We start from the raw sequence: 13025 nt of genomic DNA, 5'->3' as shown, positions 1-13025 counted from the left end.
CTCGATGAAAATTGCCGACACCGTTCTCGACCTCATCGGTGACACACCCCTGGTGAAGCTGCACAAGGTGACGGTGGGGGTGAGCGCCACCGTGCTGGTCAAGCTGGAGTACCTGAACCCGGGCGGCTCCGCCAAGGACCGCATCGCGGTGCGCATCATCGATGCCGCAGAGCGCGACGGGCTGCTTCTCCCCGGCGGCACCATCGTGGAGCCGACCTCGGGCAACACGGGCGTCGGCCTGGCTCTCGTCGCCCAGCAACGCGGCTACAAGTGCGTCTTCGTGCTGCCGGACAAGGTGGGCGAGGACAAGCGCAACGTGCTCACGGCCTACGGCGCGGAGATCGTGGTGACCCCGACATCCGTCGCCCCCGACCACCCCGACTCGTACTACAGCGTCTCCGACCGGCTGGCCCGGGAGATCCCGGGGGCATTCAAGCCCAACCAGTACTTCAACCCGAACGGGCCGCTCAGCCACTACGAGACGACCGGCCCCGAGATCTGGCGCGACACGGACGGCACGATCACCCACTTCGTCGCGGGCGTCGGCACCGGCGGAACCATCACCGGCACCGGCCGGTACCTGCGCGAGGTCTCCGGCGACGCCGTGCGCATCATCGGCGCCGACCCGGAGGGCTCGGTGTACTCCGGCGGCACCGGGCGGCCCTACCTGGTCGAGGGCGTCGGCGAGGACTTCTGGCCGGGTGCCTACGACCCGGCCGTCGTGCACGAGGTGATCGCCGTGTCCGACGCCGATTCCTTCGCGATGACCCGCCGGCTCGCGCTCGAAGAGGGAATCCTGGTCGGCGGCTCGAGCGGGATGGCTGTCGTCGCAGCACTGCGCGCGGCGGAAACCCTCGGCCCCGACGACACGATCGTCGTGCTGCTTCCCGACGGCGGCCGCGGCTACCTGGGCAAGATCTTCAACGACGGCTGGATGCGCAGCTACGGTTTCGCGAATGCGCCGGCCGGGCACACGGTCAACGATCTGCTCGCATCGAAGACCGGCACCCTGCCGCCGTTCGTCTACGTGAACCCCAGCGCCACCGTGCGCGACGCCATCGGCGTCATGACCGAGGCCGGCGTGTCCCAGGTGCTGGTCCTCACCGCCAAGCCGCCCGTCGTGATGGGTGAGGTCGTCGGCGCGATCGACGAGCGCCGGCTGATGGAGCTCGTCTTCTCCGGCGAGGCACAACTGGGCGATCGGGTGGGCGAATTCGTCGGCGAGTCGCTCCCCTTGATCGGGGCGAACGAACCCGTCGCGACCGCCCGCGCCGCCTTCGCCGGTCACGATGCGCTGCTCGTCACCGACGGTGGCAAACCCCTGGGCGTCATCACCCGGCACGACCTGCTCGCCTATCTGAGCGAATGAAAAGCATGACTAAGGACGAATCAATGGCTCGCACACCCCAATTCGACACCATCGCCATCCACGCCGGGCAGGAATTCGACCCGACGACCGGTGCCGTGATCCCGCCCATCTACCAGACGTCGACGTATGTGCAGGAGAGTATCGGCCACTTGCGCGGCGGCTATGAGTACAGCCGCGGCGGCAACCCGACCCGCACCGTGCTGGAGACCCTGCTGGCCGCGCTCGAGGGCGGCAAGCACGGCCTCTCCTTCGCCAGCGGGCTCGCCGCAGAAGACACCATCCTGCGCGCGCTGCTCGCGCCGGGCGACCACGTCGTGCTCGGCAACGACGTCTACGGCGGCACCCACCGCCTGATCAACCGGGTGCACGGTGCCTGGGGCATCCGCAATTCGACCGTGGAGATGAGCGACCTCGCGGCCGTCGAAGAGGCCATCATCCCCGGCGGGACGAAAGTCCTCTGGGTGGAGACGCCCAGCAACCCGATGATGAAGGTCAGCGACATCGCCGCGCTGGCCGAGATCGGCCACCGCTACGGCGTGACCGTCATCGTCGACAACACGTTTGCGTCGCCCGCGCTGCAGCATCCACTGGACTTCGGCGCCGACGTCGTCGTGCACTCGACCACCAAGTACCTCGGCGGCCATTCCGACGTGCTCGGCGGCGCCCTGATCATCAACGACGATGAGCTCGCCGAGAAGGCCCAGTTCCTGCAGTTCGCTGCGGGCCCGGTCTCGGCCCCGATGGATGCCTGGCTCACCGTGCGCGGCATCAAGACCCTCTCGGTGCGGATGGACCGTCACTGCAGCAACGCCCAGGCCATCGCCGAGCACCTGCAGGGCCACCCGGCGATCGACCGGGTCTACTACCCGGGCCTGCCCTCCCACCCGGGACACGAGCTGGCGAAAAAGCAGATGAGCGGCTTCGGCGGCATGCTCTCGATCTCCTTCATCGGCGGCGCCGCTGCGGCGCGATCCTTCGCCGAATCGACCCACCTGTTCCAGCTGGCCGAATCGCTCGGCGGCGTGGAATCCCTGGTCAACTACCCCTCCGAGATGACTCACGCGTCGGTGCGCGGCACCGAACTCGAGGTGCCGGACAACATCATCCGCCTCTCCGTGGGCATCGAAGACGTCGCCGACCTGATCGACGACATTGACCGGGCGCTCGCGGCCCACTAGCTCCCATCGGCGGTCGGGCCCCGGGCGGCACGGAGTCCCCGGGCACCCCCGGAGGCCCCGGGCGGCACAAAGGCCAGGGCGGCACGGAGGCCCCGGAGACCCCGGGCGCGGCACGTCCCGCCTGAACGAATTCGACGGAGATTTTGCCGATATCGGCCCCGATTCGGCTGAGAGAGCGCTTACACGGCAAAATCTCCGTCGAATTGGTTCGACGCGGGGCGCTGCTGGCACGACGTCAGGCGGCCGGTGCGGCCGGGGACGCGGGGAGATCGGCGCGGGGGAGATCGGTGCGGGGGGAGATCGGCGCGGGGGAGATCGGTGCGGGGGGAGATCGGCGCCGTGGGAGATTGGCGCGGCGGGCAACGTATGCCGTCGCGTGAATCGATTGACTTTCATCATGCCTGTAGCGGCATTCATCGATGGACTGGTGCGTGGATCCGGCTTTCCTTCGGTCAAGGGACCGGATGGTGGTGCGCCGCAGCGGCCTCACCGGAGTGCATACTGGTTCTGCGCTCACAATTGTGACCGTGCACATGCCGACGAGGTCTCTCTGTGACTATCGATCTGCCCAAGGGGCGTGCTCCGAGCATCCGTGATGTGGCGCGCCTGGCGGGCGTTTCGCATCAGACTGTTTCGCGCGTGCTCAACGACCACCCGAGCATCCGCGAATCCACCAAGGCGAAGGTCCTGCAGGTCATGGAAGACCTGCAGTACCGGCCGAATCGGGCAGCCCGTGCGCTCTCGCGAGGGCGTTCGCGCACCATCGGCCTGCTCTCGGCGGAAAGCGCCTATGGACCGGCCAGCAGCATCGCCGCCATCCAGGACGCGGCCCAGGAAGCCGGCTACTACGTCAACACCGCGAATCTCACGACCGTAGATACCGAGTCGATCGAGGCGGCACTGGAGCACCTGATGAACCAGTCCGTGGAGGGGATCGTCGTGATCGCGCCTCAGGTGCGGGTCTTCGACGCCCTCGAACAGCTGTCGATCGATGTGCCGTTCGTCACCCTGCAGTCCACCGGCCGCCTCGACAATTCCCTGTCCGTCGACCAGATGACCGGGGCCAGGCAGGCCACCCGGCACCTGATCGACCTCGGCCATCGGAGCATTTACCACCTCGCCGGACCCCAGGATTGGATCGAGGCCGAGGCCCGAATGCGCGGCTTCCTCGACGAGATGTGGGAGATGGACGTGCCGACCATGGCTCCGATCCTGGGCGATTGGACCGCCGACTTCGGGTATCGCGCCGGGCGGGAACTGCTGCGGAGGCGGGATTTCACCGCGATTTTCGCGTCAAACGATCAGATGGCCCTCGGGTTCATGCACGCCTGCCGGGAAGAGGGCCTCGACCTCCCGCGCGATATGAGCATCGTCGGCTACGACGATATTCCCGAGGCGGCACACTTCTGGCCCCCGCTCACTACGGTGCGGCAGGACTTCGCCGAACTCGGGCGGCGGTGCATCGCGCTCCTTCTCAGCAACCTCAACGGTGGTGTGCCGATTGAGCGAAGCGACCCGATCGTCCCCGAACTCATCGTGCGCGGGTCCACCGCGCCGCCGGCGTTCTAGGGCGCACGCCTGCTCGCGACCGCATCGATCGCCCGTCGGATCCCGCGCTCGCATCCGTGGCTCCTCCCGGAGTACGATGAGCGCGTTCGTGAGTCGGACACCGCTTCCGCACAGACTTTCAGATCAGGTATGCCGCACTGCCGAGACCGCCCGTACGCCGGTCGGGGTCGGCGGAATGTCCCGCCCTCCGACCCGCTCAGGGGCTCAACACCCTGTTACGCAAGCGTGACAAAAGGAGACTTGACACCGGGACCGCCACCAGGTCTATAGTGACAATGTGATCGGTCACATGGACCTGATTCTTGCCATATCTTTCCAAACGCATGACATTGAGGTCAAGCTTGTGAGCACACTTTTCCACCTGCCCGGCAGTTCCACTGCCGCCCTACTGAGCGGGGGCGGGATCAGCCTTCGCGCGTCCATCCCGTCATCGGCATGGGATACCCGCGGCGGTCCCAGGCGTGAGGAGTCCAACGATGTCCACTGACCACGTAATCCTTGAGATGCGATCGATCACCAAGGAGTTCCCCGGGGTCAAGGCCCTGTCGGATGTCTCCATCACGGTGAATCGCGGCGAGATCCACGCGATCTGCGGCGAGAACGGAGCGGGCAAGTCCACCCTGATGAAAGTCCTCTCCGGGGTCTACCCGTCCGGTACGTTCACCGGCGACATCATCTACCAGGGCGAGAATGTGCACTTCAAGGACATCCGCTCGAGCGAAGAAGCGGGCATCGTCATCATCCACCAGGAGCTGGCGCTGATCCCGGAACTCTCCATCACCGAGAACATCTTCCTCGGCAACGAGCCGACCAAGTGGGGCGCGATCGACTGGATCACCGCCAAGAAGACGGCGCTCGAGCTGCTGGCCCGGGTCGGTCTGCGGGATGATCCCGACACCCTGATCAAGAACATCGGTGTCGGCAAGCAGCAGCTGGTCGAGATCGCCAAGGCCCTGAACAAATCGGTCAAGGTGCTGATCCTCGACGAGCCGACCGCGGCCCTGAACGAGTCGGACTCGATGCACCTGCTGGATCTGATCCGCGGGCTCAAGGGCAAGGGCATCAGCTCGATCATGATCTCGCACAAGCTCAACGAGATCGAACAGGTTGCGGACTCGATCACGATCATCCGCGACGGCAAGACGATCGAAACGCTGGATGTCGTGGCCGACGGGGTCAATGAAGACCGCATCATCCGCGGCATGGTCGGGCGCAGCCTGGAGAGCCGCTTCCCTGATCGCACCCCGCACATCGGCGAGGTCTTCTTCGAGGTGCGCGACTGGACCGTGCAGCACCCGCAGGTCGCCGAGCGGATGGTCGTGAAGGGTTCCAACCTGAACGTGCGCAGGGGCGAAATCGTCGGCATCGCCGGCCTGATGGGCGCCGGGCGCACTGAACTGGCAATGAGCATCTTCGGGCGCTCCTACGGAAACTTCATCTCGGGCAGCCTCTACAAGGACGGCAAAGAAATTGTCCTGAAGAGCGTTGCCGACGCGATCGACCACGGCCTCGCCTACGTCAGCGAGGACCGCAAAGCTCTCGGCCTGAACCTGCTCGACGACATCAAGCGCTCCGTCGTATCGGCCAAGCTCTCGAAGATCTCGGCCGGACCGGTCGTGAACGACTCCAAGGAATTCGGAATCGCCGAGGAATACCGCAAGAGCCTGCGGATCAAGACTCCCAGCGTCAACGCGGGTGTCTCCAAGCTCTCCGGCGGCAACCAGCAGAAGGTCGTTCTGGCCAAGTGGATGTTCACCGATCCTGACCTTCTGATCCTGGACGAGCCGACCCGCGGCATCGACGTCGGCGCGAAGTACGAGATTTACGGCATCATCCAGCAGCTCGCCAAGCAGGGCAAAGGAGTCATCCTGATCTCCTCTGAGCTTCCGGAGCTGCTCGGCCTCGCGGACCGGATCTACACGGTTTTCGAGGGCGCGATCACCGACTGCATCCCGGCGGCTTCCGCCGACCCCGAAACCCTGATGAAAAGTATGACCTCCGCACGGAAGAAGGTTCAGAGCATATGAGTGAAGACACGGGTACCCGCACAGGCGGTCTCGGTGATCTGAAGAAGATCTTCGGCAGCGGCAGTTCGAACCTGCGGCAATTCGGCATCCTCTTCAGCCTGATCGCCATCATCCTGCTCTTTCAGTACCTGACCGACGGCCTCACTCTGTCGTCCGGCAACCTGATCAACCTGGTCAGCCAGTACTCCTATATCCTCATTCTCGCCATCGGCATGGTCATGGTCATCATCGCCGGCCACATCGACCTCTCGGTCGGTTCGGTTGCCGCCTTTGTCGGCATCGTGGTCGCCACCGCGATGCGGGACTGGAACTTCCCGTGGCCGCTGGCGATCCTGCTGGGCCTGTTCGTCGGAGCGCTGATCGGAGCCTGGCAAGGTGCGTGGGTTGCCTACGTCGGGGTTCCCGCCTTTATCGTCACCCTGGCCGGCATGCTCATCTTCCGCGGTGGCAACCAGGTCATCGGTAACGCCAACACGGTCCCCGTTCCCGACGGTTTCACGATCATCGGCTCCGGGTACCTGCCCGAGGTCGGCCCGAACACCGGCTATAACAACTTGACCCTGCTGCTTGGGCTCATCATCGTGCTCGCAGTCATCTACTCCGAGTGGCGGGCCCGCCGAGTGCAGTCGATCATGGGTTCGACGCCCGCCCCGCTCTGGGTGAGCATCGTCAAGGTCGTCCTCCTCTGCGCGGTCATCGTCTACGCCTCCATCCTGTTCGCTGGAGGCCGCGTCGGCACGAGCTTCCCGGTCTCCGGAATCATCCTCGGCGTGCTCGTGCTCTTCTACGCATTCGTCACCCGCAACACGATCTTCGGCCGTCACGTCTACGCTGTCGGCGGCAATAAGCTCGCCGCCGAACTCTCCGGGGTCAAGTCCCGCCGGGTGAACTTCCTCGTCATGATGAACATGTCGATCCTCTCCGCTCTGGCCGGGATGATCTTCGTCGCCCGCTCGGTGGCCTCCGGCCCACAGGACGGCCTCAGCTGGGAGCTCGACGCGATCGCCGCCGTCTTCATCGGTGGTGCGGCCGTGTCCGGCGGAATCGGAACCGTCGTCGGTTCCATCATCGGTGGTCTGGTCATGGCGGTGCTCAACAACGGCCTGCAGCTGCTGGGCGTCGGCTCCGACTGGGTTCAGATCATCAAGGGCATGGTGCTCCTGGTGGCCGTGGGCGTCGACGTGTGGAACAAGAGCCAGGGTCGTCCGTCGATCATCGGCCTCCTGACCCGCAAGAAGAAGACCGCCGAATTTCCGGCGGAGCCGCCCCTGGTCGTTCCCGACACGGGCACCCCGGAAAGCGCGCGGCCCCAGGCCACGCGGCCCAACTAGCCCAGATTTTCCCCTTCACCAAACCACAACGAACAGAAAGTAACCCACAATGCGAAAGATTCTCGCGACAACTGCGATCGCCGCAGTGGCCTTGATGGCACTCTCAGGATGCTCCACCCGCACGGACACCGCTGGAGAAGACGGCGCTGCTGCCGGCTTCGCTCAGGACTCGGTCATCGGCGTCGCACTCCCCTCGAAGACCTCTGAGAACTGGGTCCTCGCCGGCGGGCTCTTCGAAGACGGCCTCGAGGAGGCCGGCTACAAGGGCGACGTGCAGTACGCCGGTGCCTCGACCACGGTCAAGGATCAGCAGGACCAGATCTCGGCCATGGTCACCAACGGCGCCAAGGTCATCATCATCGGTGCTGCCGACGGTGGCCAGCTGGCCACCCAGGTGCAGTCGGCCCGCGACGCCGGCGCCATCGTCATCGCCTACGACCGCCTCATCCTGAACACCGAAGCCGTGGACTACTACGTGGCCTACGACAACTTCAAGGTCGGTGAACTCCAGGGCCAGGCGCTCCTGGACGGACTGGCCTCGAGGGGCGAAGCCCCGTACAACATCGAGCTGTTCTCCGGTTCCTCGGACGACGCGAACGCCCCGGTCTTCTTCGGCGGCGCGATGAGCGTGCTGCAGCCGAAGATCGACGACGGAACCCTCGTCGTCGCCTCGGGCCAGACCGACATCAAGCAGACGGCCACCGCCGGCTGGAAGGCTGAGAATGCTCAGAGCCGCATGGACGCGCTGCTCACCAGCACGTACAGCGACATTCCCCTCCACGGCGTTCTCTCCCCGAACGACACCCTCGCCCGCGCGATCATCACCTCGGTGAAGGCAGCCGGTAAGGACATCCCGATCGTCACCGGTCAGGACTCCGAAGTCGAGTCGGTCAAGTCGATCATGGCCGGCGAGCAGTACTCCACCATCAACAAGGACACCCGCGTGCTCGTCGACCAGGCCATCGCCATGGTCAACGCTCTCCAGAAGGGTGACACCCCCGAGGTCAATGACACCGAGTCCTACGACAACGGCAAGATCGTCGTCCCGGCCTACCTGCTTCCCCCGGTCATCGTGACCAAGGAAAACGCGGCCGAGGCATACGCGAACGACCCGACCCTCGCCCCGCTGACCGAGTAACAACCCGGCAGTACCCCTGCATCACAGCATCTCGACGAATGGGTCGGCTCCTCACGGGGCCGGCCCTTTCGCGTGCCCGGCCGCTGCCGTGGCACGTGCAGCGAGCAACGTGCCGCAGGCGGTCCGACACGCCGACAGGGTTTCCACAGGTGCGAGTTCTGCCTCGGAACCGCCTGTGGATAACTCGGACGAATCCCGCGTGATTCGGCTCGACTCGCATCCGGGAGGCTGTGCACAACCGGTGGAATGTCGGTGGATAACTACATACTTGTAACTACTGCATGTAGTGGCCGTTCCCTTTGAGTATCACTAGATGTAGTATTGAAGTTCAACACACAGCACGTCTTGAACTTCAGATTTCACATGAAACCGATTTTGAGCACTGATGTTTGAACCGATTTTGAATACTGATTCCTGAACGACGAGAAAGGCCCCGCCATGGCAATCACGGTATATACCAAGCCCTCCTGCGTGCAGTGCACTGCGACTTACCGCGCCTTGGACAACAAGGGCATCGAGTACGAAATCCTCGACCTCTCGGTCGATGAAAACGCCCTGGAAGCCGTCAAGGCCCTGGGGTACCTGCAGGCACCCGTCGTCATCACCGACGAGGACCACTGGTCGGGCTTCCGTCCCGACAAGATCAACGAACTCGCGCAGCGCCTCGCGTAGCCCCGCGGCGCCGGGGGCGGCGTCGCCCAAGTTCTGCAGGAAGCGTCGTTCGGCGTGCTGATTTCTCAACATCAGGGGGTGTTCCATGACCGATATCGTTTACTTCTCCAGCACTTCGGGCAACACGCACCGCTTCATTGAGAAGCTGGGCCGTCCGGCTGCTCGCATCCCGATCTACCCGCGCGATGAGCCGCTCCAGGTCAGCGAGCCCTATGTGCTGGTCGTGCCGACGTATGGCGGCGGCGACAGTAAGGGAGCGGTGCCCAAGCAGGTCGTCAAATTCCTGAACGACGAGCGGAACCGCTCGCTCATCCGCGGTGTGATCGGCGCCGGCAACACGAATTTCGGCACGGGCTACTGCCTCGCCGGGGACATCATCGCCCAGAAGTGCAAGGTGCCCCACATGTTTCGCTTTGAAGTATTTGGAACTCCGGATGATGTGCGCATCGTCCACGACGGATTGGAATCATTTTGGAAGCAACAGCCGTGAAGACGATGGCTCACCCGGCAGCCGGCCTGGCGATGGATTACCACTCCCTCAATGCCATGCTCAATCTGTACGGCCCGGACGGGGAGATCCAGTTCGACAAGGACCGCGAGGCTGCGCGGGAGTTTTTCCTGCAGCACGTGAACCAGAACACGGTGTTCTTCCACACCCTGCGTGAACGTCTCGACTACCTGGTGGATAAGGAATACTACGAGCAGGCCGTGCTCGACCAGTACTCGTTCGAGTTCATCACAGACCTCAACAAGCTGGCGTACTCGAAGAAGTTCCGCTTCCAGACCTTCCTCGGTGCGTTCAAGTACTACACCTCCTACACGCTGAAGACGTTCGACGGCAAGCGTTACCTGGAGCGTTTCGAAGACCGCGTCGTGATGACCGCTCTGGGCCTTGCCCAAGGCGACGAGCAGCTTGCGATCTCCCTCGTCGAGGAGATCATCGCCGGTCGCTTCCAGCCGGCCACCCCCACCTTCCTGAACTCCGGCAAGGCGCAGCGCGGCGAGCTCGTCTCGTGCTTCCTGCTCCGCATCGAAGACAACATGGAGTCGATCGCGCGCGGCATCAACTCGTCGCTGCAGCTGTCGAAGCGTGGCGGCGGCGTGGCGTTGCTGCTCAGTAACATCCGTGAGTCCGGCGCACCGATCAAGCAGATCGAGAACCAGTCCAGCGGCATCATCCCTGTGATGAAGCTGCTCGAAGACTCCTTCAGCTACGCCAACCAGCTCGGCGCCCGCCAGGGTGCCGGGGCGGTCTACCTGCACGCGCACCACCCCGACATCATGCGCTTCCTCGACACCAAGCGGGAGAACGCCGACGAGAAGGTGCGCATTAAGACGCTGTCCCTCGGCGTGGTCGTGCCCGACATCACGTTCGAGCTGGCGAAGAAAGACGAGGACATGTACCTGTTCTCGCCCTACGACGTCGAGCGCGTCTACGGTGTTCCGTTCGCCGACATCTCCGTGAGTGAGAAGTACCACGAGATGGTCGACGATCCGCGCATCAAGAAGTCCAAGATGAAGGCCCGCGACTTCTTCCAGACGCTCGCCGAGATCCAGTTCGAGTCCGGCTACCCGTACATTATGTTCGAGGACACCGTCAACGCGGCGAACCCGATCAAGGGTCGCGTCAACATGTCGAACCTCTGCTCGGAGATCCTCCAGGTCAACACCCCGACCACGTACAACGAGGACCTGTCCTACGACCAGATCGGCAAGGACATCTCCTGCAACCTCGGGTCGATGAACATCGCCCTCGCCATGGACTCGCCCGACTTCGGTAAGACCGTCGAGACCGCCATCCGCGGCCTCAGCTCGGTGTCGGAGCAGAGCCACATCTCCTCCGTGCGCTCGATCGAAGACGGCAACGACAAGTCGCACGCCATCGGCCTCGGCCAGATGAACCTGCACGGCTACCTCGCCCGTGAGCGCATCTACTACGGCAGCGCGGAGGGCATCGATTTCACCAACATCTACTTCTACACGGTGCTGTTCCACGCCCTCCGCGCCTCCAACAAGCTGGCCGTCGAGCGCGGACACGCCTTCGTCGGCTTCGAGGACTCCACCTACGCGTCCGGCACGTTCTTCGACAAGTACACCGACCAGGTCTGGGAACCGGCCACCGCGCGCGGCGCCGAGCTGTTCGACCAGGCCGACGTGCATATCCCCACGCAGGCCGAGTGGGCCGAGCTCAAGGCATCCGTCATGGAGCACGGCATCTACAACCAGAACCTGCAGGCCGTGCCGCCGACCGGGTCGATCTCCTACATCAACAACTCGACCGCGTCGATTCACCCGATCGCGTCGAAGATCGAGATCCGCAAGGAAGGCAAGCTCGGCCGCGTCTACTACCCGGCGCCGTTCATGACGAACGACAACACCGAGTTCTATCAGGATGCCTATGAAGTCGGCTACGAGAAGGTCATCGACACCTACGCCGCCGCCACGCAGCACGTGGACCAGGGCCTGTCCCTGACGCTGTTCTTCAAGGACACCGCCACGACCCGCGACATCAACCGCGCCCAGATCTACGCGTGGAAAAAGGGCATCAAGACCATCTACTACATCCGACTGCGTCAGATGGCCCTCGAGGGCACCGAGGTCGAGGGTTGCGTCTCCTGCGCCCTCTGAGCGAGTTCGTGCTGAGCCTCCCGACTACTGAATCGCCTGTGAACTGCCGACTAAGGAACAACCAATGATTGACAAGCTCAAGCTCGTCTCCCACGTTGACGCGATCAACTGGAACAAGATCGAAGACGAAAAAGACGTCGAGGTGTGGAACCGCCTCACGAACAACTTCTGGCTGCCGGAGAAGGTTCCGCTGTCGAACGACGTGCAGTCCTGGGCCACGCTCACCCCGGCGGAGCAGCTGCTCACCCTGCGCGTGTTCACGGGTCTGACCCTGCTCGACACGATCCAGGGCACCGTGGGTGCCGTGTCGTTGATTCCGGATGCGATCACGCCCCACGAAGAGGCCGTCTACACGAACATCGCGTTCATGGAGTCCGTGCACGCCAAGAGCTACTCCTCGATCTTCTCGACCCTCGCGTCGACGAAGGAGATCGACGAGGCGTTCCGCTGGTCGACGGAGAACGTCAACCTGCAGCGCAAAGCCGAGATCATCATGAAGTACTATCAGGGCGACGACCCGCTCAAGCGCAAGGTCGCCTCGGTGCTGCTCGAGTCGTTCCTGTTCTACTCGGGCTTCTACCTGCCGATGTACTTCTCGAGCCGCGCCCGCCTCACCAACACGGCCGACCTCATCCGTCTGATCATCCGGGATGAAGCCGTGCACGGATACTACATCGGCTACAAGTTCCAGAAGGGGCTCGAGGCCTCCACGCAGGCGCGTCGAGATGAGATCAAGGACTACACCTTCAACCTCATGTTCGAGCTCTACGAGAACGAGATCCAGTACACCCAGGACCTCTACGACGAGCACGGTCTGACCGAGGACGTCAAGAAGTTCCTGCACTACAACGCCAACAAGGCGCTGATGAACCTCGGCTATGAGGCCATGTTCCCGAAGACCGTCACCGACGTGAACCCGGCCATCCTGGCCGCGCTCTCGCCGAACGCCGACGAGAACCACGACTTCTTCTCCGGGTCGGGCTCCTCCTACGTCATCGGCAAGGCCGTCAACACGGAAGACGCCGACTGGGACTTCTAGTCTCGGTCATGTGACCGCACCAGCGACGTCGACAATTCCGGCCCTGATCGCCCGCTATGCCGGGCGAACAGGGC

10 protein-coding genes are annotated in these 13025 nt (G+C 63.8%); all 10 read left to right on the top strand.

The window, feature by feature from the left end; translation table 11 throughout:
* The first annotated feature begins 4 nt into the window (after positions 1-4).
* The 10 genes from E3T28_RS05120 (at position 5) to nrdF (ending at position 12951) form a co-directional block, all read left to right on the top strand.
* A complete protein-coding gene (locus tag E3T28_RS05120; RefSeq protein WP_134428579.1) occupies positions 5-1369 on the top strand; it encodes a cystathionine beta-synthase in 1365 nt (454 codons plus the stop codon).
* A gap of 23 nt (positions 1370-1392) precedes the next feature.
* Positions 1393-2547, top strand: a complete 1155-nt coding sequence (locus tag E3T28_RS05115; RefSeq protein WP_241979170.1) for a cystathionine gamma-synthase — start codon at positions 1393-1395, stop codon at positions 2545-2547.
* A gap of 552 nt (positions 2548-3099) precedes the next feature.
* On the top strand, positions 3100-4116 hold the full coding sequence (locus E3T28_RS05110; RefSeq protein ID WP_134428575.1) for a LacI family DNA-binding transcriptional regulator: 1017 nt from the start codon (positions 3100-3102) through the stop codon (positions 4114-4116).
* Positions 4117-4592: 476 nt separating this feature from the next.
* On the top strand, positions 4593-6143 hold the full coding sequence (gene mmsA, locus E3T28_RS05105) for a multiple monosaccharide ABC transporter ATP-binding protein (RefSeq protein ID WP_134428573.1): 1551 nt from the start codon (positions 4593-4595) through the stop codon (positions 6141-6143).
* Positions 6140-7474 carry a multiple monosaccharide ABC transporter permease gene (mmsB, locus tag E3T28_RS05100; protein WP_134428571.1) on the top strand — a complete coding sequence of 445 codons (1335 nt, stop codon included), beginning with the start codon at positions 6140-6142 and terminating at the stop codon, positions 7472-7474. The genes mmsA and mmsB overlap by 4 nt, the downstream gene beginning before the upstream one ends.
* A gap of 49 nt (positions 7475-7523) precedes the next feature.
* Positions 7524-8612 (top strand): substrate-binding domain-containing protein, encoded by a 1089-nt coding sequence (locus tag E3T28_RS05095; RefSeq protein WP_134428569.1) that lies wholly within the window; start codon positions 7524-7526, stop codon positions 8610-8612.
* Between the two features lie 438 nt (positions 8613-9050).
* On the top strand, positions 9051-9284 hold the full coding sequence (gene nrdH, locus E3T28_RS05090) for a glutaredoxin-like protein NrdH (RefSeq protein ID WP_134363478.1): 234 nt from the start codon (positions 9051-9053) through the stop codon (positions 9282-9284).
* Between the two features lie 85 nt (positions 9285-9369).
* The gene (gene nrdI, locus E3T28_RS05085) at positions 9370-9774 is read left to right on the top strand and encodes a class Ib ribonucleoside-diphosphate reductase assembly flavoprotein NrdI (protein WP_134428567.1); all 405 of its coding nucleotides are present in this window, start codon (positions 9370-9372) and stop codon (positions 9772-9774) included.
* Between the two features lie 5 nt (positions 9775-9779).
* Positions 9780-11912: a class 1b ribonucleoside-diphosphate reductase subunit alpha gene (gene nrdE, locus E3T28_RS05080; RefSeq protein ID WP_134428632.1), complete on the top strand. Its 2133-nt coding sequence runs from the start codon at positions 9780-9782 to the stop codon at positions 11910-11912.
* A gap of 64 nt (positions 11913-11976) precedes the next feature.
* Positions 11977-12951, top strand: a complete 975-nt coding sequence (gene nrdF, locus E3T28_RS05075; RefSeq protein WP_134428565.1) for a class 1b ribonucleoside-diphosphate reductase subunit beta — start codon at positions 11977-11979, stop codon at positions 12949-12951.
* The last annotated feature ends 74 nt before the right edge of the window (positions 12952-13025 follow it).

This window comes from Cryobacterium sinapicolor, assembly GCF_004403465.1.
Lineage (GTDB): Bacteria > Actinomycetota > Actinomycetes > Actinomycetales > Microbacteriaceae > Cryobacterium > Cryobacterium sinapicolor.
This window is presented reverse-complemented; position numbering and strand designations above follow the sequence as displayed.